Below are 22,055 nucleotides of genomic sequence, written 5' to 3'. Positions count from 1 at the left end.
CGGCCGCGTGGCTTCGACCGACTCAGGGGTGGGTCGGGACCTCCAGCCGGATTGTCGTCCCGTCCTCGCCGGTGTCGACGGTGAAATCGCCGCCCGCCTTCCCCACGACCCAGTACATGAGCCAGATGCCGAGGCGGTCGGCGTGGGTCAGCGACGTCTCGCCCGACTCCAGCACCTGCGTCTCGTGGTCGGGGATCCCCGGGCCGTCGTCCTCGATCGCGATCGCGATCCACCCGGGGGGGTCTCGCTCGACGCGCACCTCGACCGACGGCGTCGCCGCGTCGTTGTGTTTCACCGCGTTCTCGACCGCCTCCTCGACGGCGACGGTCAGGCCGACGACCGCAACCTCGATCGGGTCGTCGTCGGGCAGCGACAGCGTCAGGTCCGCGTGCGGGTAGCGGCTCCGGATCCGGTTCCGGAGTTCGATCAGTTCCACCCGGAGGTCGACCGCCGCCTCCGACGCCGGCGCCGAGAGGGTCTCGTCGACCGTCCGGACCGCCTCCGCGATCCCCGTGAGGTCGTCCGCCGTTTTCCCGATCACGTCCAGCGACCGGCGGCGCATCTCCCCGTCGGGGTCGCCCCGGAGCAGATCCGCGTACCCCGAGATGAGGTTCATCTTGTTCCGGAGGTTGTGGTTGAGCACCCGGGTCATCACCTCCAGCCGCCGCTCTCGGATCTTCCGTTCGGTGATATCCGTCTGGAACCCCACGAAGTGCGTGGTACTCCCCTCCTCGTCGCGGAGCGGCGCGATGGTGACCCGGTTCCAGAACTTCTGGTCGTTCGCGCGGTAGTTGAGAATGTCGACGCTCACGGGTCGCTCCTCGTCGAGCGCCGCCCGGATCTCCGCCGGCGTCTCGTCCGACGTGTCCGGTCCCTGAAGGAACCGGCAGTCCTCGCCGAGCGTCTCCTCGCCGTAGCCGGTCAGCTCTTCGAACTCCTGGTTGTGGTACACGAGCGGGTTGTCGTCGCCCCCCGTCGCCCGCGCGAGGGTGATCCCGACGGGCGCCTCGTCCATCGCTCGCTCTTTGAGCCGCAGGTCCGCGACGGTTCGCCTGAGCCGGAGCGAGGTCGTCCGCCGCTCGATCAGGTTCGAGACCCGCGTGAGGAGCGCCCGCCGCCCCACCGGCAGTTCGACGACGTCGTCGACGCGCTGCCACGCGCGGTCGTCCAGCCCGCTCCGCGACCCGTCCCTCGCCAGCAACACGAACGGCAGGAATGCGGGATCCGCGCGCTCGCGCCGCGAGTCGACCGCCTCGCCGGCGGCGTCGAAGGCGTCGGTATCGAGGAGACAGCAGTCGAACTCGCCGCCGAGCGCGGACGGCGCGGCGGCGGTTCGGATCTCGTACCGCTCGCCCAGCGCCTCGGCGAGCAGTTCGCGGTCGCGGTCCCCGTCCATCAGGAGGAGGACGGTCTCGTCGCCGTCCGGGCGCGGGGCGAGGTCGTCACCACGAGCGTCGTCACCGGCTGGAACGTCGTCGCCGTTCCGTTCCGCAGACTCGTCGCCGTCGGCACCGGCTTCGGGATCCGACTCCGAGTCCATTTCTCTTCCGACGAGGCGGGGAACGCACTAAGAACTACCCCATTTATATGACCGCCCCGCTCGATTGGTAAGGCATGACATCACCGCTGTCCGAGCGAGCGTCGACCGGCATCGTCGGGCTCGACGAGGTGCTGTCCGGGGGTCTCGTTCCAGACCAGAGCTACATGGTCCGCGGACAGGCGGGGAGCGGCAAGACGATCCTGAGCTTCCACTTCCTCCAGCAGGGGGTCGACGAGGGGGAGACGGCGCTCTTCATCAACCTCGAAGAGGACCTCCGCGACCTGAAGGCGAACGCGGCCGCGCTCGGCTTCGACACCGACGCGATCGAGTTCCTCGACCTGAGTCCCAGCGCGGACGCGTTCGTCGAGGACGAGTCGTACGAGGTGTTCGAGCCGGCCGAGGTCGAGCGGGAGCCGCTGACCGACCGGATCGTCGAGGGCGTCACCGCGGCCGAGCCGGACCGCGTCGTCGTCGACCCGCTGACGCAGCTCCGCTTTCTGCTCTCCGACGACTACCAGTTCCGGAAGCAGGTGGTCGGGTTCATGCGATTCCTGAAAGACCGGGGGGCGACGGTGCTTTTCACCGTCCAGAACACCGAGTCGCTGCCGACGGACGACCTCGAGTTCATCACGGACGGGACGGTCCGGCTCGACGCGGCGTCGTACGGCAAGACGGTCGACGTGCCGAAGTTCCGCGGGTCGGCGACACAGGGCGGCGACCACGCCTACCGGGTCACCGACTCGGGGATCGAGGTGTACCCCGCGCTCCGCCCGGGGACCCGCGGGGAGGACGCCGCCTTCGAGCAGGTGTCCGCCGGGATCCCGGAAATCGACGAGCTGCTCCACGGGGGGATCGAACGGGGGACCGTCACCATCGTCAGCGGACCGACCGGCGTGGGGAAGACGACCCTCAGCACGCAGTTCATGAAGGAGGCCGCGGGCCGGGGGGAACGCTCCGTAATCTTCCTGTTCGAGGAGAGCCGGGAGACCTTCCTCGCGCGGTCCCGAGCGGTCAACATCCCGGTCGACGAGATGCTGGAGAAGGGGACGCTTCAGGTGACCGAGGTCGAGGCGTTAGAGCGGTCGCCACAGGAGTTCGCGCGGATGGTCCGCGAGGAGGTCGAAGGCGAGAGCGCCGACATCGTCATGGTCGACGGCATCTCCGGGTACCGGCTGACGCTGCGCGGCGAGGACGAGACGATGCTCCAGCAGATGCACGCGCTCGGCCGCTACCTCAAGAACGCGGGCGTGACGGCGATATTCGTCGACGAGACGCGGAACGTCACGGGGGAGTTCCGGGCGACGATGGAGAACGTCAGCTACCTCGCGGACAACATTGTCTTCCTCCGACACATCGAAGTGGGCGGCGAGCTGCGCAAGGCGATCGGCGTCCTGAAAAAGCGGACGAGCGACTTCGAGCGCACGATCCGCGAGTTCAAGATTACGGAACACGGGATCACCGTCGGCGAGCCGATGTCCGGGCTTCGCGGCATCCTCAGCGGCACGCCGGAGATCGTCGATCAGGACCGGACGCGCGGCGCGGAGCGCGGCGACCGCGACGAGTAGTCGAGTCGAGACCGATTCAGTCGCGGTCGCCGGTTTCGGATCCCTCGCCGGAGTCCGCGGCCGCGTCGTTCCCGGACTCCTCCTCGGTGTCGACCACCGTCTTCCCGGTTGCCTCCGGCACCACCCGGCGGTCGGCGTTCTCCCACTCGCGGTCCAGCTCCGCGCCCTCGAACAGCCGGTCGAGGAACACCGCCAGCCCGGCGACCTCGGAGTGCGGCTGGTTCGTCACGCCCACGTTGAAGTCGGCGCGCTCGTACAGCGCCCACGGGACCTTCTCGCCGCCGACCACGACGAGGAGGTCGCGCGGGGGAGACGCCTCCTCGATCACGTCCGGCCCGTCGAGTCCGACCGCCTCGCGAACGTCTTCCTCGACGTCGTGAACGCGCTCGCCGTACATCGTGAGGTGGACGACGACCCCGTCGAAGTCCCTGACGATCGCCTTCTGGTCGTCGCGGAGTTCGACCGCGAACGGCCCGCCGAACCGGTCGGTGATATCGCGGACCGTCTCCGCCGACTGCCCGGCGTTGTCCGGGAAGATCACCCGGTCCGCGCCGAGCGCCCGCGCTGTGAGTCCGACGTGCGTCGTCATGCGGTCGTCGCGCCCCGGCCGGTGGCCGTACCGGAGGACGACGACCTCGCGCGCATCGTTCATGCCACGGACTGCGAGAGCGAGCAGGGTGTCGCTTTCGATGCGGTCGCGGCGTCGACCGTTGCCTCGGCCCGGAGACGATCCGAAATCGTGGATCGAATTGGGTGAATCAGACGCGAGGTGACCACGTAACTGAAAGTTTCATGTGGGAGGCGGTCGCGGTGTGAGCCATGACGAGCGTCAAGGAGTTCCGCGTCGACGAGCCGGCGACCGCCGACGGACTGGGTCGGGGGCGGTTCGTCTTCACGGACGCCTACTCCGTGTTCGACTGGGGACAGATGCCCGACGCGATCCCGAACAAGGGCGCGAGCCTCTGTGCGATGGGCGCGTTCAACTTCGAACTGCTGGAGCGCGAGGGGGTTCCGACGCACTATCGGGGGGTCGCGGATTCGAACGAAATCGTCCCGCTCGACGAGGCGGCGGCCCCGCCGACGGAGATGGCCATCGACCTGACGCAGGTGCCCGACCTCCCGTACGAGGGCCCGCACGCCGGCTACGACTACGACGCCTACCACGCCGCGGGCGGGGAGAACTTCCTCGTCCCGCTGGAGGTCGTCTTCCGTAACCGCGTCCCGGTCGGGTCCAGCCTGCGGAGGCGCGCCGACCCCGCCGACTTCGGACTCGACGACCTCGGCGGCGCCGACGGCGAGTGGCCCGACGAGCCGGTCGACCTCCCCGAACCCGTCGTGGAGTTCTCGACGAAGTACGAGCAGCAGGACCGCTACCTGGCCCGCGCGGAGGCCGACGAGGTCGCGGGCGTCGCCCACATTGAGGCCCTCGAATCGCTCGCGCGCGAGGTGAACCGCGTCGTCACCGAGCGCGCCGAGGCGACCGGGTTCGTCCACGAGGACGGCAAGATCGAGTGCCTCTACGTCGACGGCGAGCTCCGCGTCGCCGACGTGGTCGGCACCTTCGACGAGAACCGGTTCTCCTACGGCGGGCGCGGGATCTCGAAGGAGGTCGTCCGCCAGTGGTACAAGGCGAACGACCCCGACTGGGTCGCGGCCGTCAAGGCGGCGAAGGAGTCGGTCGCGGGTCGCGACATCGACGACTGGCGCGAGCTCTGCGACGAGTCGCCCGACCCGCTGCCGCCGGCGGTCGTCGACGCGGTCTCGGACCTGTACGCGGCCGGGACGAACGCCTACACCGACCGCGAGTGGTTCGACGTCCCGGACGTCGAGGCGGCGCTCGACGCGGTCGACGAGTTATAAAATAGGGTGACCGCGGATAGGGTGGCGAACACCGCCAAAGCCCCAGCCGGGAGGCGGGCGCACGCTCGCTGCGCTCCTCGGTCGGTCGCTCGCTTCGCTCGCTCCCGCCCTGCGGTCCTTGCGTCGCCTGCGCCCGCCTCCCGGCTGCCCCTTTGAGTCCCGCCCCGCACCGCACAGCACCGCACAGCACCGCACCTCTCACCTCCCCAGCCTCGTCGACCGGTCTCCGCTTCGCTCCGACCGGCCGACTCCCTCGCGCGTGCTTCTCGCGGCCGCCGGGGGCGGCCGCTCGCAGGCACGCGCCACCGCACCGGTTTGTCAGCGATCTGGGCTATCGCTCGCCGGCGTGAACGAACCGGGCCGACGACCGTTTCACCGCCGCGCCCAGTCGAGCATCCGCGCGTAGAAGGGGTCCGAACCGAGCGCGTCGGCGTCGCCGACTATCGTCAGCTGCTTTTTCGCTCGGGTGAGCGCGACGTTCACGCGGCGGTGGTCCTCGAAGATGGGGCCGTCGAGGTCGCCGGTCGCGACGAACGAGACGAGGATCACCTCCTTCGAGGAGCCTTGGAACCGGTCGACGGTGTCGACGGTGACATCGGTCCGGCGGCCGATCTCCGCGACCTGCGCGCGGAAGGGCGCGATGACGCCGATGTCGTCCGGGTCGACGCCGGCGGCGACGTAGGCGTCGACGACCGCGGCGACGCGCTCGGCCTCGCGGACGTTCCGGTTGCCGTCGCGCTCGCCGTCGGGGTCGACGAACCCCACGCCGCCGGTCAGTTCGGGGGCGAGCGCGTCGGGGTCGACGCCGAGGTCCGCGAGCGTTTGCCCGGCCACCTCTGGGGTCGCGGGGCGGAGCGCGCCGTCGTAGAACTCCGCGGAGGCGAACGCCTGAATGCGCTGGCTCATCCGGTACTGGCGGTCGAGCATGACGCTCGCGTCCGGGTACGTCTCGATGAGGCGCTGGAAGAGCGACGTCTGGAGGTCGTTTTCGGCGCGGACGACCGGCGGGAGCTGCTCGTGGTCGCCGACGAGGACGAACCGGTCGGCGCGGTTGATCGCGGCGTGGGTGCCCGGCTCCGTGAGCTGGGAGGCCTCGTCGACGAGGGCCACGTCGAACTCGCACTCGCGCATGACCCGGGAGCCGCAGGTCGCGGTCGTCGCCGCGACGACCGGCGCGTTCCGAAGCTCCGCCGCCTTCGCGTTCGGCTCGCCGCGCTGGACCAGCCGCACGTCCCCCATGTCGTCGCGGACGCCGGTCTCCGTTCCCACGCGCAACACGTCCTCGAACCCCTGATCGCGGAGCGCCTCCAGCGCGTTGTCGACCGCGCGGTTGGTGAACGCCGACAGCAGCACCCGGTTTCCCTCCGCGACCAGCGCGCGGATCGTCCGCGCGATGGTGTACGTCTTCCCGGTGCCCGGCGGCCCGTGGATCAGCGCGCAGTCCTCGGCGTCGACCGCCAGCTCGACCGCCTCGTTCTGGGCGTCGTTGTTGTCGATGTACGCGTCTGGGGCATTCTGGGCGTCCGGGTCGTCCGGGGCGTCCGTTCCGGGGCTGCCCGGCGGTCGCTCGGCCGGATCCCGAAATTCCGGCTCCCGGCGGCCGAACAGCACGTCCTTGCGGTCGGGGTCGCCCTTCAGCACGGCGTCGTGGAGCGCGGTGAGCGAGCGGTCGACGGAGATCTCCGAGGGGTACACGTCGAGCCGGCGCAGCTCGACCGGTTCGTCCGTCTCGACGACGACCTCGTCGCTCCCGAGTTCGGTGATCCGACCGAGTTCCGCGTGGCCGGCGACGGGGTCGCCGTCGCTCGCGAGCGCCACGTCGCCCTCGCGGAGCTTCGAGACGGCGTCGCCCGGCTTCCGGGCGCGCAGCTCCCAGCGGGCGTCGTCGATCTCGGTCTGTGCGACCGGTTCGAGGTCGATCAGCGCGCGGTCGTCGGCCGCCCGCTCCTCGGGCGTCTGCTCCCACAGCTTCCGGTACTCGGCGTGGGTCTCGCGGCGCTCCTCCTCGAGCGCGGTGTAGAAGCGGTCGAAGTAGTCGCGCTCCTCGTCGGGGACCGGCGTCCCGACCTGTCCCGCCTTCGATTCCTGGTCGAGCCGGCCGGAGACGACCATACAGGCGTCCTGCTCGAAGCAGTAGCTACACGTCGCGTCCGCCTCGTACCCCGTCGGCACCGTGGGGCGCTCGCCGGGGTCGTTGAGCGCGCGCCACTCCATCGCCGCGAGGGCGTTGCGCTCGCGCACGACGAACTCTAAGAAGCCGCGCCCGACCGTGAACTCCTTGGCGGGCGCCAGATCGCCCGACTCCTCGTTGCGGTCGAGGGCGGTGTTTTTCGTGTACAGCAGCGTCCCGATGTCGGGGTCGACGCCGCGCTCGTCGAGCATGAGCGCGTAGCAGGCGGCCTGGACCTTGTCGTGGAAGCGCGGCTCCCGCTTGGTGTTCTTCCCCGTCTTCAGCTCGACCGGCGTGCCGCGACGGAGCGCGTCGGCCCGCCCCTTCAGCCCGAACGTGGGCGAGATGAGGGTGAACTCCGAGCGCCACGTGTCCTCGTCGCTCAGGGTTCCCTGCGCGAGCCATCCCTCGACGGCCGCGGCGTTGCGGCGCACCTCGTCTTCGACCTCCTCCGTCTCGTAGCCGAGCAGGCCGAGTTCGAGACCGGCCTCCGCGACGCGGTCCGCCACCGACGCCTCCAGGTCCATCCCGCGGAGCAGGTCGCCGAACACCTCGTGGACGACCGTCCCCTTGACCACCGGGTAGTTGAGCGGGATCCCCGAGAGCTTGTTCAGGTAGTACATGCGGGGACACTGGACCCACGACCGGATCCCGGTCACGTCGACGAGGAAGTCGGGTTCGAGGACGACCCACGACTCGTCGGTCGTCGCGTACCCCGTCTCCCCGCGGTACTCGTCCTCCTCGGGGTCGGTGACGAGCAGCTCCATCCCCGGCGCCGCGTGTTCGGCCGTCTCCGTCCACTTCCCCCACAGCGTCACGTCGACCGGGTCGCCCGTGCCGCGGTCGGGCCGGACCCGCACCTCGCGGAGGTCGCGCTCCCCGTAGGACGTCGACACCGTCCGCGCCTCCCCGACGGAGACGATCGGCCCCCGAACGTTCACGCTCCCGCTCGGCGGCGGCGGCGAAAAACGCTGTCGGTGCGGTCCCTCGGCGACCTCGGTCTGCTCACCCTCCATCGGCGGATCGCCGCTCGGCGGGCGCTCTCCGTCGCTCGTCGGGGGACTCCCGCCCGTCGATAGGCACCGGGGGCGGTCACGGTGAGCGACCGACCGGATCGACCTCGGGTAACCGGAGCTGTTCGGTCTCCGTTTCCGCGGGCAGGCCGACGACGTCTCGGAGGTGAGTCCCACACAGTCGGGGCGTCTCCGACCCGATCGGAAACGTCTCGTGACGGATCTCTCCGTCCGGGGTCTCGACGTACTCGATCTCGCGGAGCGCCAGGGCGAACCGACCGCCGTCGCCACAGAGGAGACAGCGGGAATCGCCGTCCCAGTCGCCGTTTTCGAGCGCTTCGCCGAAGTGGCTCCGCTCGCACGACCGACAGTAGCCGCTCAGCACCGACCCGCCGTGAACGTCGATGATCGCCCGCTTGCGGACCTGGCGATCCTCACACGACGCACATCTCATTACATGTTCCCCAGTGGGAATACTGATTCCACGAAACGAGTGATAAATGTAGCCACCGTCCTGAAAGTGGTCAATAGTTTCATAGTTTATAAACAATAGAGTCGTCGCAGTCTATCGATTTTTGATAGTAGTTTCATATCTCAAAGAAGAAGTGAACGGGTTCGGGTCGGCGGCGAAGTGAAACAGAAAACCGTTGACAGGAGCGTCCGAACACCGATCCTCGGTACCGATGGGCACATCTGAACCTCCGTATCGGGTGGAACGCCGATCGAACCCGCCGCGACCGACATTCTCATGGCGACGAGGCGGCAATCGCTGGTATGCGCGTGCGAGACTGGGACGACATCCTCGCGGACGTCGCGAGCGACTCGACCGACCCCGACGGGTGGCGGGCGGTCGCCGGCTCCCGCCGCGGCGGTCTCGGCGAGGACCTCTACTTCGGCCACCCGAGCGTCGGTCTCTACCACCTGAAGACGTACGCGAAGAACCCACACGACCTCCGCGGCGTCGGCGCGCAGGTCGCCCGGAAGGTCGACGACGAACTCGACCCGCTCCTCCCGGACGCCGAAAGCGACGGGCGGTTCGCGGTCCGGTCGGCGCCGGAGGACGAGGACCACGCCGAGGAGATGGCGACCCGACTCACCGAGACGCTGCGGGTCCACGCCGAGGCGCCGACCGACCCCGACCACCTCTTCGAGGACGTGATGGAGGCGGTCGAGTCGCCCGCGTTCGGTCCGATGGAGTACGAGTTCGACGGCCGCCCCGACGAGCTGGACGAGCTCTCCGACACCTTCGAGGAGGCCGAGGAACTGCTCACCTCGGAGCTGGACGACCTGATCGAAGACGACGACGTCGACCGCGGCTTCCACTGAGAGCAGCGGAGCTATCGGAAAAACGGGCGATTCCCCGCCTCACCACAGCGATTCGACGCGCCGTTCGATCGCTTCGAACACCGTCGAGTACACTTCGAGCGGGTGGAGCGACGGCGGATCGAGGGCGGATATCTCGTCGCCGGTCGGCGGTTCGTGGAAGTGAAGTCGGGAATCGTGCGCGTTCGGATGTCGGTCCCACCGGCACTCCCAGCGGTCGTCGCCTCGGTCTTCGACGTAGTGGACCGAGAAATCCCCCGTCGTGAACCACCGCACGTCGACCCTGGCCGCGGTCACCGGATCGGGATATCGCTCGCGGTCCAGTTCCGCCCGCAGCGACCGCGGTTCGTACGGGTCCGGTTCGAACTCGGTCGCTGCGACGAGGGGATCCGACGCCACCTGCCGTTCGAGCAGCCGCAGCGTCTGTCGGTCCGGCGGGCCGGTGGACCCGCCCGCCGAGCCGCCTTCCGACGGATCCATCTTCAGGCGGGGATCAGGCGTCCGTCGTTCTCCGCAAGCCGGCGCGCGAGCTCGTAGAGCCGACGGTCCCGAACCGTTCGACGCCAGTCGCTCACCGCCTCCATCCGATCGTGGACGGTCTCGTGGTCGGCGGCGTCGAACACGGAGACTGCGCTTGGGTCGGTCGCGTCGAACCGCGCCTCGTACTCGGACCGCCGCGCTTCGAGGTCGGCGACCCGGTCGATGATCTCCTCGACCGAGAGTTCGGCCGCGATCCGGCTCGCGTCCTGCCATTCGAGGTATCCCTCGTTCCGCTCGTACGTCGCCGGGCGACTCTCTCGGTTTGCGCGGGCGATACCCATCTCCGCCAGCCGGTCGAGGTGTTTCTTCGCCGCGTTCGGTGAGCAGTCCGCGAGGTCGGCCACGTCCGCGTACGTCGTCGGTGACGTCAGGCCGAGGACCGCGTCGTAGACGCGACCGAACGTGTCGGTCCCCGCCTGCCACCGGGACTCGCCGGTCTCGGACACCGGAGCCGGATCGAAGTTAGTCATGGCGACGCGTACGACCTGAATATCAAAGTATCTTCGCGTTATTCAAATATTTGTGTGACTTAGATCGCCGTCACCCACGCCCGGTACTCGTCGCCGAGCTCGTACACCTCGCGGAACGCGCGCTCCACGAACCCCGCCACCCGGTTCGCGTCCGACCGCGCGGTGACGACGGCGTTCGTCCCCTCCGCCTCCTCCGGGCTGACCAGCTCGTCGATCCGGAACTCGGGGAACTCCGAGAGCAGCGACTTCAGTCGCTCCAGCTCCTCGTCGGTACAGTCCATGATGAGTTCGGTGCCCGCCAACTGGATCCACGGCGGCACCTCGCCGCCCTCGGTGTCGTCGCTGTCGGGGTCGACGTCGACGGTCATCACGTCGCCGGAGCGCGCGCGGTGCGCGGCCGCGGCGTCGGCGAACAGCTTCAGCCGCTCGTCCTCGGTCGCGGCGTCGAATCGAGTCATACTACCGCTCGGCCGCGGCGGGGCTTAAAATCCGCACTCCGCGGCGGTGGGGGCCTCGCTCCGACCGCGCCGGCTCCCGGTCCCGACCCCGACGCCTTCACTCCCGCTCCGTCTCGCTCAACACGTCGTCGACGACCGAGAGCGTCCGCTCGGCCTCGGCGACCCGCGCGTCGGCCTCGCCGCGCTCGATCAGGGCCAGTTCGGGTTCGTCGAGGGCGTCGCGCACCTCGGCCGCGCGGCGGAGCCGCTCGTACTCGTCGGTCCGCGCGAGCTCCCGTACCGAGCGCAGGGTCGCGACGACCTCGTCGTCGGCGATCCGCCCCACCAGCGGGACCAGCTCGTCTATCTCGTAGGCGAGCTCGTCGCCCGGCTTCGGCGGCCAGTCGAGCGTCAGCGGCTCGCCGTCGAGCCGTTCGAGGTACGTCCGGTGGACCGCGACCGCGGTGCGGAGCGCGCCCGGGTCGTCGACGTAGTGCTCCAGCTTGGAGTTCGTGTAGTCGGCGTACTCCAGTAAGGTCGCCGGCGGCTCCTCGCCGGCCGCGTGCGACTCGACGTACTCGGCGAGGTCGGTCGGCGGCACGTCGACGTCGACGAACGGCGTCCCGTCCGCGCGGTCGAGGAAGTCGAACACCTCGCGGGCGGACGCCGACTTGAAGAACTCCCGAAAGGCCTCGCGGATCCCCTCGTCGTACGCCTCGATCGGATTGCGGAGGCGGGAGAGGTCCGCGTCGAGGTCGGCGTCGGCCATGTCGGCGACCTCGCGGAGCTCGTCGAGCCGCGATTCGAGGCGCTTGCGGGCCTCGCGGGCCGCCTTCCGCGCCGCCCGGTAGTCGTCGACCGCGTCGTCGTACGCCTCCAGCAGGTCGACGAACTCCCCGGCCGGCTCCAGCGCGTCGCGGGCGGCAGCGAAGTCCGACTCCGAGAGTCGGCGCTTGTCGACCGCCTCGTCGGCCGCCTCGAAGGCGTCGCCCGCGGGGGTGTCGTCGTCGACGTCGACCGCGTCGCCGAACTCGCCGCGGAAGCGGACGTACGACTCGAAGTCGCCGGAGCCGACCGCGTCCTCCTCGTACCGGTCGAGGATCCGGTGCGCGCGGCGGTACGCGTCGGCGGCGGCCTCGACGCGGCCGCGGCCGTAGCCGTCGATCCGCGACGTCGTCCGGCGGAGCTCGTCGTAGCGCTCGCGGAGCCGCGCGGCCGCCTCGCCCGCCTCGGCGACGGGGTCGTCCGCGTCGCTCTCGGCGTCGCCGCGGGCGGTCCGGCCGCCGTCGGTCCTTCGGTCCCCGTCGGCCATCGGTCAGTACACCTCGTCAGGGTCGAAGACGCGCTCCCCGACGTGCTCGCCGTCTATCGTCCGGTGGAAACACGAGCGGTGGCCGGTGTGGCAGGCGCCGCCCGCCTGCTCGACGAGGTACAGCAGGGTGTCGGCGTCGCAGTCCACCCGGACCTCCCGGACCGACTGGGTGTGACCCGAGGTGCCGCCCTTGTGCCACAGCTCCTCGCGGGACCGGGAGTAGTAGTGGGCCTCGCCGGTCTCGCGGGTGCGAGAGAGCGCCTCCGGCGAGACGTGCGCGAGCATCAGCACCTCGCCGGAGTCGGCGTCCTGGGCGACCGCCGGGACCAACCCGTCGTCGCCGAAGTCGACCTCGATCGACCCGGTCTCCGCGTCGGCGTCACTCATGGCTGTCCGGAGGCGTGGCGCTCGAATAGTCCTTGTGCCTGCGGTCACCGCGCGGGAGCGTCCCGCGAGGCGTCTCGGAGGCGCTCTCCGCCCCGGGACGGCTCGGACGCGCTACTCCCGCCGCATCACGAGCGCGTCGCCGTCGGCGTACGCGTCCGGCCGCCGCTCAGCGACCTCGAAGCCGAGCGACTCGTACAGCGCGAGCGCGGCGTCGTTGTCGGGGTGCGCCTGGAGCGTCACCGGCCCGTCGGCGTCCGCGACCGTCGCGGCGAGCAGCGCGCGAGCGCGGCCCTCGCGCCGGAATCCGGGGGCGACGACGAGCTCCGCCACGTGGACGCCCGGTCGGTTCGGCGCGTCCACCGAGAGCAGGTAGCCGACGACGCGGCCGTCTGCGACGCTCACGCGCGCGGCGCCCACCGCGAGACCGTACTCCAAGAGGTCCGGGCTGGGCTGGCGGAGGTGCGACTGGAGCTCGCGGATCCGGTCGGCGTCGGCGGGCCGCCCCGGACGGACCCGGGGGTCGATATCGTCGCCCGCCATCTCACACCACCGCCCAGAGCGAGACGGCGACGGCGGCACCGGCGAGCGTCGCGAGGAAGTTCACGGTCTGGTTGCCGACCCGGTCTCCCTCGATCAGGGCGCCGAGGAGGCTGTCGACGGTCATCCCGGCGACGCCGGCGGCGACGACCGCGCCACCCGCGGCGACGCCGCCGGGGGCGACCGGGTCGAGGTAGGGCGCCCCGCCGGCTGCGAGCGCGCCGACGATCAGCGCCCCGGAGAGACCCGCCAGCTCGCCCTGCCAGGTGATCGCGCCGTCGGTCCCGGGTTCGACGCGCCGGAGCGTCGTCACCAGCCGCGGCCCGTCGTAGAGACCACCAATCTCGGAGGAGAGCGTGTCGGCCATCGCGGTCGCCGTCGCGCCCGCGAACGCGAAGCCGAGCGGGGCGGCCGGGACGGCGAGGTGCGGCGCGGCGGCGTAGCCGACCACCGCCGCGAGCGCGACGGCGGAGTTCGCCAGCACGTTGCCGGTGCCGCGGGCCCCCTCGTTCTCCTGTGCGACCCCCCGGGCGGCCTTCTCGTCGAACCGGTACTTCGAGGCCAGCCCCCCGACCGCGTAGAAGGACATCAGCGTGAGGAACCAGCCGACCCCGCCGAGGACGACCGCGAGCAGCGCCGAGACGACGCCGGTGAGCATCCCGGCCACCGAGGCGGTGCTGATGGCGAAGGAGACGTAGCCGAGCGCGCCCGTCACCGCGAGACCGGCGACGATGAGGGGGGCGCCGACTGTCGGCTCCAGGGCGAGGAACCCCCACGTCACGAACGCGACGAGGATCGTCGTGATGTGCGCGTCCCGCGAGAACACCAGCGAGCGGACGAGCGCGGCCGTCAGCGCGGCCGCGGCGGCGAGGAACGTGAGCAGGGGAAGCGCCGCGCCGTCGACGGGGGCGCCGGTCTGGAGCCGCACGGCGACCTGTCCGACGAGCGCGGCCGCAGTCCCGGCGGCGACGTAGCCGGCGACGAGCGGGAACTCGTCGGTCGTCCGCCGGGAGACGAGCGTCCGACCGAGGCGGCCGGCGCCGACCGCGAGCGTCGCGGCCGCGAACGCCTCGTAGGGGAGCGGGGCGCGCGGCAGCGACGCGAACAGGGCGAGACCGGCGCCGGCGAGCGCGAAGGAGACGAACCCGTAGAGGCGCTCCTCCTCGCGGTCGCCCGGCAGCGCGAGCGTCTCGAACCACTCGCCGTCGCGGACTCCGAAGAACGCGACGCCGGCGACGGCGAAGAAGGGAACGGCGGCGGCGGCGCCGAGCGCCGGCGCGAGGGCCGCGAAGGCGGCCACCGCGGCGAAAACACTCGCTCGTCGGAGCCTCCGTATCACACCCTCGGCTACCCGCGACGACCACTTAACGGTCCCGACAGCCGTCGGGCGGTCGGTCGCGGACCGCAGCCGACGCGACGACGCCGTCAGTATCGGTACTCGTTGAACTGGACCGCGTGTCCCTCCAGCACGCGGACGGACTCCTCCGGATCCTCCTCGTCGTCTCCGGTCCGATCTTCGTGTGAGTCAACCACTCCCATGTGCGAGCGGTACACTCGCTCGCATATAACTGTTGGCAACGTGGCGAAGGTGATAGACCGCTCAGAGACGATCCTCAGCCGACGACGCGGTCGATGTCCCCGAGGTGATCGAGGACGTGGTCGGGTGAGAGTTCGGACGCCGCGAGGTCGTCGTCGTCGGTGACGCCCGAGCGGACGAGGACGGTGGTCATCCCGGCGCGCTCGCCCAAGGCGATGTCCGTGTCGAGCCGGTCGCCGACGACGAGACACTCCTCGGGCGGGTAGGGGAGCCGCTCGCGGACCATTTCGATCGCGGTGTCCGACGGTTTGCCGAGGACGGCGTCGGGGTCGCGCTCGGCGACGCCCGCGATCGCGTTGATCACGGCGCCCGACCCGGGCACGTCGCGCTCGGGGGCCGGAATCACCACGTCGGGGTCGGTGCCGATGAACGGGATCTCGCGCTCCAAGGCCCACAGCGCCGTACAGAGGTCCTCGTAGTCGAACTCGCGGTCGATGGAGGCGACCAGGGCGTCGGCGGCGTCGACGTCGTCGGTCGTCGAGAGACCGGCGTCCGCGAACTGGGCGAGCAGTCCGGGGTCGGCGATACAGAGCAGGTCGTCGTTCGCGTGGTGTTCTCGGAGGTACCGCGTCGTCACGCTGCCCGCGGTGAACACGCGCTCGGCGTCGACGTCGTACCCCGCGGCGCCGAGGCGGTCGACGTACGCGGGCGGCGCCTTCGTCGGGTTGTTCGAGACGAACAGGGTCTCGATACCGGTCTCCCGGAGCCGCCGGTATCCCGCCGGGGCGCCCGGGATCGGATCGTCGCCGCGCACCACCGTGCCGTCGACGTCGAGGACGGCGCCGCTGAATTCCATACCCGGAGTGGGGACGCCACGGCCGTAGGGGTTGCGCCCGGGTCCGCGGCGGACCGGTCCCGTCCGGGACCGACGATCACGAACACGATACAGGTCCCACCTTCGGGATAACGGAAGGGTAAAGCGGCCGCGTTCCGTACCGGTGTCCACTGTGACGACGACCCAGGTGACCCTCGTCCAGATCGACAACTACGGGCCGTGGACGACGACGCCGGAGCCGCGCCGCGAGATGGACCTCCAGACGCTCCAGTCGCGGCTCTTCGCCGACGTCGCCCAGTTCCTGGGCCACCGCGACGCCTACGTCTTCTTCACCAGGTTCGACAACATGATCGCGGTGACGAACGGCGTCGACGGCGCGGCCCACGCGACCCTCCAGGAGTCGATCGGCAACCGCTACCCGGTCAGCGTCAGCCTCGGCACCGCCGTCGCCGAGCGCCCCGTCGACGCGCTCGAAGCGGCGAACCGGCGGCTCCAGACCGCGGGCAGCGCCCAAGACGAGAGCCGGACCGAGGTGCTCGCCGGCGAGTACCTCTCGGAGACGGACCGGTCGGACCTCCAAGTCGCGCACTTCGACGTGGTCAACGCGACCGGCAAGTACACCGACCGGCTCAACGAGTTCGACACGTTCATCAACATCGAACAGGCGTACGGCTCGCTGATGCGCCACCTCCGCGAGGCGCACGGCGCCCTCTCCTTCTTCGTCGGCGGCGACAACGTCGTGGCGGTCTGCCCCGACCTCCCCGAGACCGCGTTCTCGTCGGCGGTCGAGCAAGTCGAGGAGGACGTCGACATCGAGCTTCAGGTCGGCGTCGGTCAGGGCGCCTCCGCCCACGAGGCCGGCTTCGCGGCCAAACACGCCCTCGAGGACTGCCGACACGACGGGACGAGCGTCGAGCTGTTCGGTGCGCCCCTCGTCGGCGACTGACCGCGCGGTCCCGTAGTCGGTCGTTTTACGGCCGCCTCCCCGCCTGAAATCATCTCTGATAATTTGTGTGCGAGATTTTTATACCCCGGTCGGGAACCTCCGGTTAGCATGTCAGAGGAGATAGTGTTCGTCTGTACGGCGGACGGCTGTAACGAGGGCCCGTGGGAGGGCTCGCACGACGCGATGGCGCACTGCTCCGAACACCCGGACCACGGCTACACCGGGATGCCGCGGTCGGAGATCGATCCGGCCCGCGAAGTCATCCCCGCGACCGCGACGCGGAAACGCGACAACCGGAACCTCCAGCACAAGGGCCACCCGAAGGGTGCGTACGCGCAGGACGACTGACGAACTCCGGCGGACTGGCCGGGATCTCGGCGTCCGCCCCCGGCGCTGGGGCCGGCTTCCCGTCCTCGTCGCGGGACGCAGCGAAGAGCCGATCTCCTGAGCCGGTCGCTCTCCTCTTCCTCTCGCCGGTCCGGACGTGGATCCGGCGCCGTTTATGGGCGGCCCGGGCGTACGAACCCGTATGGTCTCGGAGATATTCGACCCTGACGCGTGGGAGCCCGTCACCGACGAGTTCGACGACATCACCTACCACCGCGCCGTCGACGTCCCCGCGGTCCGGATCGCCTTCGACCGCCCCGCGGTCCGCAACGCGTTCCGTCCCGGCACGGTCGACGAGCTGTACGCCGCGCTCGACCACGCGCGCAAGCAGGCCGATATCGGTTGCGTCCTCCTCACCGGGAACGGTCCCTCGGAGAAGGACGGCGGCTGGGCGTTCTGTTCCGGCGGCGACCAGTCGGTTCGGGGCGGCTCCGGCTACGAGTACCGCGACGACGACGAGGCGGGCGACGACGACGACGACCTCGTCCGCTCGGCGCGGGCGGGGCGGCTCCACATCCTCGAGGTCCAGCGGCTGATCCGGTTCATGCCGAAGCCGGTGGTCGCGGTCGTCCCGGGCTGGGCGGTCGGCGGCGGCCACTCGCTCCACGTCGTCTGCGACATGACCCTCGCCAGCGAGGAACACGGGAAGTTCCTCCAGACCGACCCCGACGTGGGATCCTTCGACGGCGGGTTCGGCTCCGCGTACCTCGCGAAGCAGATCGGCCAGAAGAAGGCCCGCGAGGTGTTCTTCCGCGGGAAGACCTACTCTGCCGAGGAGGCCGCGGACATGGGGATGGTCAACGAGGTCGTCGCACACGAGGAGTTGGAGGACGTGGCGCTGGAGTGGGCCGACGAGATGACTCGGAAGTCGCCGACCGCGATGCGCATGCTGAAGTACGCGTTCAACATGGCCGACGACGGGATGGTCGGCCAGCAGGTGTTCGCGGGCGAGGCGACCCGCCTCGCGTACATGACCGAGGAGGCACAGGAGGGCCGCGACGCGTTCTTGCAGGGCCGCGAACCGGAGTTCCGCGAGTACCCCTGGCACTACTAAGTTTCTGGTATGAAAACTATTATGTAAATCGTCTGTCTCCTGTGTGAAAGCCATGCGACAGCATAGCAGGCGGCGGTTTCTCGAAGGAGCGGGCGTAACACTCGGCGGCCTCGCGCTCGGCACGGGGAACGTGTCGGCGTCGACAGACGACGAACGGTTCCTGATCAACCTCAGGAAGGTCGACCGGAGCGACGTGCCGGACGACGTGGAGGTCGTCCACGACCTCTCGGCGGCCGACGTGCTGGTCGCTCGCGGCGATCAGACCCGCGTCGGCAGCGCGACGGCGACGGCGCCGGACGTGAAGATCGACCGCAGCGACGACGAGGCTGGAGCCGTCGTCGAGGCCGAGGGTCCGTTGGCCGCGGGCGACTCCGCGAGCCACAACCACGACGGCGCGCCGAGCAACACCGAGTTCCAGTGGGACAAGCGCGAGCAGGGAGTCAGCGGCGAACTCACCGACAAGCCCGGCGGCGGGAAGTTCGTCCACGACGCGACGACGGGCGAGGGGACCCGCGTCGCCGTCGTCGACTCCGGCGTGTACGACGACCACCCGGACCTGGAGGGCGTCGTCAACGCGGAACTCTCGGTGAACATCACCGGCGACGGCTTCGACTTCCGTCCCAACGGCGCGGGCAACCACGGCACCCACGTCGCGGGAACGATCGCCGCGACGAACGACAACGACGGTCCCGCCGGCGGCGTGCTCGGCACGGCGCCGGACACCGAGATCGTCGCGGTCCGGATGTTCTCCGGCGAGGAGGGGTTCGCGGGCGACGGTCTCGCCGGCTGGGAGTACGCCGCGGAGATCGGCTGTGACGCGATCAACTACAGCGTCGGCTACACGGTCGCCGACACCGTCGAGTACCCGAGCCTGATCGCCTTAGAACAGATGATCAGTCAGGTCGCGGAGTACGTCCGCTCGCAGGGGACTGTCATCGTCAACTCCGCGGGCAACTCGTCGCTGGACATGGACGCAGAGAACATCCTCAGCCTCCCGACGGAGGCCGACGGCGTCTTCGGCGTGAGCGCGACCGGTCCCATCGGCTACGGCTGGGGGGGCAAGCACAGCGACAACGAGGCCAAGTGGCTCACCGGCAACCGGCTGGAGGAGCCGACGACCGAGCCGGCGTTCTACACGAACTACGGCTCCGCCGTCGACGTGAGTGCCGCCGGCGGGAACGTCGACCAGGAGGCGCTCGCGACCAACCCGGACGCCTACAACGACCTCGTTTACTCCACGGTCAACGTCGCCGGTCCCGACGGGGAACAGACGGCGTCCTACGGCTGGAAGGCCGGGACCTCTATGGCGGCGCCGCAGGTCGCCGGCGCGGTCGCGCTCGTCCGGTCGCTCCGCCCCGACGCCTCCGTCGACGAGATCGAGTCCCTCATTCAGGAGACCGCCAGCATGCCCGACGAGGGCGAGACCTACCACGGCGCGGGCCACCTCGATCTCGAGGCCCTCGTCCGGGAAGTAAGCAAGAAGAAGGGGAAGTAAGCAAGAAGAAGGGGAAGTAAGCAAGAAGAAGGGGAAGTAAGCAAGAAGAAGGGGAAGTAATTCGACCGAAAGGAGCCTGACGCGATCGGTGCCATCCACGCGCGTCAGGCCGCGCTCTCGGTCGACGAACGGGCACCGGGTGGGACCGCCGCGCTACTGATTCTCGTTAGTTCGCGAAAACGGGAGGGGGACTGTTAGTCGTCGTCCCCGACGATCCCCTCTGCGACCGCCATGTCGTCGATCGTGGGGTCGTCCTCGGAGCGACGGAGGACGAACCGCTTGCGGATCAGGTCCGCGAAGTAGACCGCGGTCCCGAGGATGAGCAGCGTGTCACCGGGGAGCCGCGCCCAGAACAGCGTCTGGACGAGGTCGCCCTCGTAGAAGCCGAGGCTGCGGGCCGCGGCGTAGCCTTCCGTGAACGCGACGTCGAGCTGGAGGAAGCCGACGGGCAGCACGGAGACGAACACCATCAGCGCCAGCCCGACGTTCCAGAGCCAGAACGACGCGCGCAGCCACGAACCGTCCCAGCGGTCGGGGTCGATCGACAGCTGGAGCATGTACGCGACCATGCCGAGCGCGAGGAAGCCGAACGCGCCGAACATCGCGGCGTGGGCGTGGCCGACGGTGAGGTACGTCCCGTGCTCGTAGTAGTTGATCAGCGGGAGGTTGATGAAGAAGCCGAGCACGCCGGCCCCGACGAAGTTCCACACCCCGCTGGCGACGATGAACATGAAGGGGAGCTTGTACGGGAACCCGGTCTCGCTCATCGCGCGGTACTGGCCGATCGCCTCGTAGAGGATGAAGATCAGCGGGAGCAGCTCCAGCGTCGAGAAGACGCTGCCGATCGGCACCCAGTAGTCGGGCATCCCGATCCACCAGTAGTGGTGGGAGACGCCGATGACGCCGGTTCCCATCACGAGCAGCGCCTGGAGCATCACCGCCTTCTCCGCGCTGCGCCGCGAGAGCAGGTTCATCGACACCAAGGTCAGCCCGATGATGGCGACGATGAAGAACTCGAAGGCGCCCTCGACCCACATGTGGACGACCCACCAGCGCCAGAACTCCGTGACGGCGATGTTCGTCGACGGCGTGAACATGAAGCCGGCGACGAACAGCAGGGTGATCGAGCCGCCCGCGTAGAGGATCATGTGCGCCAGCCCGTACACCGGCTCGCGGTCGAGCAGCGGCTTCAGGCCGCGGATCGCGAGGACCGCCCAGAGGACGAACCCGACGAGCAGGCCGCCCTGCCACACCTTCCCGACTTCGAGGTACTCCAGCCCCTCGTTGCCGAGCAGCCACCAGAGCTCGCCGGGGAGGTAGCCGTTCGCGCCGAGCCAGATGCCGCTCATCCCGCCGACCACGACGACGACGAGCGCGCCGAGCAGGACGTTCACGTACGCTCCCTGCCGCTTCGGCTCGTGACCGGTGAGCAGCGGCGGGAGGAACAGGCCGGCGCCGAGCCACGTCGACGCGATCCATAAGATTCCCAGATCGATGTGCCACGTCTTCGCGATGGAGAAGGGGAGGAGCTGGAGGATGTGGATCCCGAACACCTGCTCTACCCCGAAGAACCCCGCCCGTTCGATGTAGAAGTGCGCGAGCAGCCCCCCTAACAGCACTTGCGCCAGGAACAGCCCCGCCGCGATGGGGATGAACCGAAGCGCGGCGCGCTGGCTCGGGAAGACGCTCACGTCCCCCGGCTTCGGCACCGAGAGTCCCTCCGCCGACGGTTCCGGGAGCTTCACCGACTTGTACAGCAATATCGCGGCGCCCGCGGCGCCGACGAGCAGCACCATCGCGATAACGCTCCAGATCATCGCCGAGCCGGTGGCGTCGTTGCCGGCGCCGGGCGAGTAGGGCCACTCGTTGGTGTACGAGTGGTCGGCGTTCGGGCGGTCGGTGTGCGAGAACCACGCGGTCCACAGCGCGAAGTCCGCGAACGACCGGGCCCCTTCCTCAGAGTCGATCATCTCGACCGGGACGCCGCGGTCGTGGTCGCCCTCGTGGTAGCGCTCGACGTACGTCTCGCGCACCTGCTCGTGGGCGTACAGCTCCGCGGCGGAGTACTCCACGGTGTCGCTCCCGTCGTGCGACTGGTCGAGTTCGTCGCGGACGAGCGCGTCGATCCGCGACTGCTCGCCGGAGTCGAGGTCGCCGTACGCCGCGCCGTACTCGGCGTCGGCGTAGTACTCGCGCATGTGTTGGGTCTTCAACTCCAGCGTCTCGGCGGTGTAGTCCTCGCCGTAGTACGCCCCGTTGCCGAGTATCGACCCGTGGTTCATCAGCCCGTACTGTTGGAACGCCTCCTTCCCGTCTTGGACCTCGGTCCCGGTGACGACCGTCTCGCCGTCGGGACCGACGACCTCGTCGGGGATCGGCGGCGCCTCCTGATACGCGAACCACGCCCCGGCGCCCATCACGACCAGGTTGAGCAGGAACGCCGCGACGATCACCTTCGCTATCGTCTTGCGCGTGAGTTCCATCGGGTGTGCGTACCGGCGAGACGCCCTATGAGTTTGCCGGCAACATGTTCGGTCGGTTTCCCGACCGCCGAAAGCGCTTCAGTCGGGCGGTCTCGACCGATATCGGCGGCGAACTGGCGGCCCCCGGACGCGCTTCGCGCGGTATCGGTCCCGCCCGCCCGACT

Annotated in this window: 20 protein-coding genes; 7 read left to right on the top strand and 13 right to left on the bottom strand. The window is 69.7% G+C overall.

Features of this window, described 5'->3' with window-relative positions; genetic code table 11:
- Positions 1-22: 22 nt before the first annotated feature.
- Positions 23-1,540 carry a PAS domain-containing protein gene (locus tag J2744_RS09410; RefSeq protein WP_209547152.1) on the bottom strand — a complete coding sequence of 506 codons (1,518 nt, stop codon included), beginning with the start codon at positions 1,538-1,540 and terminating at the stop codon, positions 23-25.
- 74 nt (positions 1,541-1,614) lie between these two features.
- Between J2744_RS09410 and J2744_RS09405 the strand changes: the two genes are divergently transcribed.
- The gene (locus tag J2744_RS09405) at positions 1,615-3,105 is read left to right on the top strand and encodes an ATPase domain-containing protein (protein ID WP_209547149.1); all 1,491 of its coding nucleotides are present in this window, start codon (positions 1,615-1,617) and stop codon (positions 3,103-3,105) included.
- A gap of 16 nt (positions 3,106-3,121) precedes the next feature.
- Here the strand turns inward: J2744_RS09405 and J2744_RS09400 are convergent, their stop codons facing one another.
- Positions 3,122-3,757 (bottom strand): tRNA (cytidine(56)-2'-O)-methyltransferase, encoded by a 636-nt coding sequence (locus J2744_RS09400; protein ID WP_209547146.1) that lies wholly within the window; start codon positions 3,755-3,757, stop codon positions 3,122-3,124.
- 167 nt (positions 3,758-3,924) lie between these two features.
- On the opposite strand from J2744_RS09400, the gene J2744_RS09395 reads away from it, so the two are divergent.
- Complete coding sequence (locus J2744_RS09395) at positions 3,925-4,965, top strand: phosphoribosylaminoimidazolesuccinocarboxamide synthase (RefSeq protein WP_209547143.1); 1,041 nt, start codon at positions 3,925-3,927, stop codon at positions 4,963-4,965.
- 372 nt (positions 4,966-5,337) lie between these two features.
- Here J2744_RS09395 and J2744_RS09390 read toward each other — a convergent pair whose 3' ends face one another.
- Both J2744_RS09390 and J2744_RS09385 read right to left on the bottom strand, forming a co-directional pair.
- Positions 5,338-8,076: an AAA domain-containing protein gene (locus J2744_RS09390; RefSeq protein WP_210113167.1), complete on the bottom strand. Its 2,739-nt coding sequence runs from the start codon at positions 8,074-8,076 to the stop codon at positions 5,338-5,340.
- A gap of 151 nt (positions 8,077-8,227) precedes the next feature.
- Positions 8,228-8,602 (bottom strand): hypothetical protein, encoded by a 375-nt coding sequence (locus J2744_RS09385; protein ID WP_209547140.1) that lies wholly within the window; start codon positions 8,600-8,602, stop codon positions 8,228-8,230.
- Positions 8,603-8,922: 320 nt separating this feature from the next.
- Here J2744_RS09385 and J2744_RS09380 point away from each other — a divergent pair, with 320 nt between their 5' ends.
- Complete coding sequence (locus J2744_RS09380; RefSeq protein WP_209547138.1) at positions 8,923-9,474, top strand: hypothetical protein; 552 nt, start codon at positions 8,923-8,925, stop codon at positions 9,472-9,474.
- A gap of 39 nt (positions 9,475-9,513) precedes the next feature.
- On the opposite strand, the gene J2744_RS09375 is transcribed toward J2744_RS09380, so the two are convergent.
- The 8 genes from J2744_RS09375 to J2744_RS09340 all read right to left on the bottom strand — a co-directional run bounded on the left by J2744_RS09375 (position 9,514) and on the right by J2744_RS09340 (position 15,547).
- Positions 9,514-9,951, bottom strand: coding sequence for a hypothetical protein (locus J2744_RS09375; RefSeq protein WP_209547135.1), 438 nt, complete (start codon positions 9,949-9,951; stop codon positions 9,514-9,516).
- Positions 9,952-9,953: 2 nt separating this feature from the next.
- Positions 9,954-10,481: a helix-turn-helix transcriptional regulator gene (locus J2744_RS09370; protein WP_209547133.1), complete on the bottom strand. Its 528-nt coding sequence runs from the start codon at positions 10,479-10,481 to the stop codon at positions 9,954-9,956.
- A gap of 59 nt (positions 10,482-10,540) precedes the next feature.
- Positions 10,541-10,939 carry a hypothetical protein gene (locus J2744_RS09365; protein ID WP_209547130.1) on the bottom strand — a complete coding sequence of 133 codons (399 nt, stop codon included), beginning with the start codon at positions 10,937-10,939 and terminating at the stop codon, positions 10,541-10,543.
- Between the two features lie 97 nt (positions 10,940-11,036).
- Positions 11,037-12,230, bottom strand: a complete 1,194-nt coding sequence (locus J2744_RS09360; RefSeq protein WP_209547127.1) for a DUF7118 family protein — start codon at positions 12,228-12,230, stop codon at positions 11,037-11,039.
- A 3-nt stretch (positions 12,231-12,233) separates the two neighbouring features.
- Positions 12,234-12,617 carry a phosphoribosyl-AMP cyclohydrolase gene (gene hisI, locus J2744_RS09355; RefSeq protein ID WP_209547124.1) on the bottom strand — a complete coding sequence of 128 codons (384 nt, stop codon included), beginning with the start codon at positions 12,615-12,617 and terminating at the stop codon, positions 12,234-12,236.
- A 111-nt stretch (positions 12,618-12,728) separates the two neighbouring features.
- Positions 12,729-13,157 carry a GNAT family N-acetyltransferase gene (locus J2744_RS09350; protein WP_209547122.1) on the bottom strand — a complete coding sequence of 143 codons (429 nt, stop codon included), beginning with the start codon at positions 13,155-13,157 and terminating at the stop codon, positions 12,729-12,731.
- Between the two features lies 1 nt (position 13,158).
- Complete coding sequence (locus J2744_RS09345) at positions 13,159-14,493, bottom strand: DUF92 domain-containing protein (protein ID WP_209547119.1); 1,335 nt, start codon at positions 14,491-14,493, stop codon at positions 13,159-13,161.
- Positions 14,494-14,767: 274 nt separating this feature from the next.
- Positions 14,768-15,547 carry an HAD-IIA family hydrolase gene (locus J2744_RS09340; protein ID WP_209547116.1) on the bottom strand — a complete coding sequence of 260 codons (780 nt, stop codon included), beginning with the start codon at positions 15,545-15,547 and terminating at the stop codon, positions 14,768-14,770.
- A 151-nt stretch (positions 15,548-15,698) separates the two neighbouring features.
- Here J2744_RS09340 and J2744_RS09335 point away from each other — a divergent pair, with 151 nt between their 5' ends.
- From J2744_RS09335 to J2744_RS09320, 4 genes are all read left to right on the top strand, one after another.
- Positions 15,699-16,472, top strand: coding sequence for a GTP cyclohydrolase III (locus J2744_RS09335; protein ID WP_209547113.1), 774 nt, complete (start codon positions 15,699-15,701; stop codon positions 16,470-16,472).
- Between the two features lie 108 nt (positions 16,473-16,580).
- Positions 16,581-16,820 carry a hypothetical protein gene (locus J2744_RS09330; RefSeq protein WP_209547110.1) on the top strand — a complete coding sequence of 80 codons (240 nt, stop codon included), beginning with the start codon at positions 16,581-16,583 and terminating at the stop codon, positions 16,818-16,820.
- A 181-nt stretch (positions 16,821-17,001) separates the two neighbouring features.
- Positions 17,002-17,913, top strand: a complete 912-nt coding sequence (locus J2744_RS09325) for a 1,4-dihydroxy-2-naphthoyl-CoA synthase (protein ID WP_209547107.1) — start codon at positions 17,002-17,004, stop codon at positions 17,911-17,913.
- Positions 17,914-17,965: 52 nt separating this feature from the next.
- Positions 17,966-19,408 (top strand): S8 family peptidase, encoded by a 1,443-nt coding sequence (locus J2744_RS09320; RefSeq protein WP_209547104.1) that lies wholly within the window; start codon positions 17,966-17,968, stop codon positions 19,406-19,408.
- 194 nt (positions 19,409-19,602) lie between these two features.
- Here the strand turns inward: J2744_RS09320 and J2744_RS09315 are convergent, their stop codons facing one another.
- Positions 19,603-21,891: a nitric-oxide reductase large subunit gene (locus J2744_RS09315; RefSeq protein WP_209547101.1), complete on the bottom strand. Its 2,289-nt coding sequence runs from the start codon at positions 21,889-21,891 to the stop codon at positions 19,603-19,605.
- Between the last annotated feature and the right edge of the window lie 164 nt (positions 21,892-22,055).

Origin of the sequence: Halorubrum trapanicum (genome assembly GCF_017873555.1) — an archaeon.
Classification (GTDB): domain Archaea; phylum Halobacteriota; class Halobacteria; order Halobacteriales; family Haloferacaceae; genus Halorubrum; species Halorubrum trapanicum.
The sequence above is the reverse complement of the archived record's forward strand: the minus strand, read 5'-3'. Positions and strand labels throughout refer to the sequence as shown.

Coding starts and splice junctions, on each gene's coding strand:
- J2744_RS09395 (WP_209547143.1), top strand. CDS start 3,925: ATGACGAGCGTCAAGGAGTTCCGCGTCGACGAGCCGGCGACCGCCGAC.
- J2744_RS09315 (WP_209547101.1), bottom strand. CDS start 21,891: ATGGAACTCACGCGCAAGACGATAGCGAAGGTGATCGTCGCGGCGTTC.
- J2744_RS09325 (WP_209547107.1), top strand. CDS start 17,002: ATGGTCTCGGAGATATTCGACCCTGACGCGTGGGAGCCCGTCACCGAC.
- J2744_RS09320 (WP_209547104.1), top strand. CDS start 17,966: ATGCGACAGCATAGCAGGCGGCGGTTTCTCGAAGGAGCGGGCGTAACA.
- J2744_RS09400 (WP_209547146.1), bottom strand. CDS start 3,757: ATGAACGATGCGCGCGAGGTCGTCGTCCTCCGGTACGGCCACCGGCCG.
- J2744_RS09350 (WP_209547122.1), bottom strand. CDS start 13,157: ATGGCGGGCGACGATATCGACCCCCGGGTCCGTCCGGGGCGGCCCGCC.
- J2744_RS09405 (WP_209547149.1), top strand. CDS start 1,615: ATGACATCACCGCTGTCCGAGCGAGCGTCGACCGGCATCGTCGGGCTC.
- hisI (WP_209547124.1), bottom strand. CDS start 12,617: ATGAGTGACGCCGACGCGGAGACCGGGTCGATCGAGGTCGACTTCGGC.
- J2744_RS09370 (WP_209547133.1), bottom strand. CDS start 10,481: ATGACTAACTTCGATCCGGCTCCGGTGTCCGAGACCGGCGAGTCCCGG.
- J2744_RS09330 (WP_209547110.1), top strand. CDS start 16,581: ATGTCAGAGGAGATAGTGTTCGTCTGTACGGCGGACGGCTGTAACGAG.
- J2744_RS09360 (WP_209547127.1), bottom strand. CDS start 12,230: ATGGCCGACGGGGACCGAAGGACCGACGGCGGCCGGACCGCCCGCGGC.
- J2744_RS09410 (WP_209547152.1), bottom strand. CDS start 1,540: ATGGACTCGGAGTCGGATCCCGAAGCCGGTGCCGACGGCGACGAGTCT.
- J2744_RS09380 (WP_209547138.1), top strand. CDS start 8,923: ATGCGCGTGCGAGACTGGGACGACATCCTCGCGGACGTCGCGAGCGAC.
- J2744_RS09365 (WP_209547130.1), bottom strand. CDS start 10,939: ATGACTCGATTCGACGCCGCGACCGAGGACGAGCGGCTGAAGCTGTTC.
- J2744_RS09340 (WP_209547116.1), bottom strand. CDS start 15,547: ATGGAATTCAGCGGCGCCGTCCTCGACGTCGACGGCACGGTGGTGCGC.
- J2744_RS09385 (WP_209547140.1), bottom strand. CDS start 8,602: ATGAGATGTGCGTCGTGTGAGGATCGCCAGGTCCGCAAGCGGGCGATC.
- J2744_RS09375 (WP_209547135.1), bottom strand. CDS start 9,951: ATGGATCCGTCGGAAGGCGGCTCGGCGGGCGGGTCCACCGGCCCGCCG.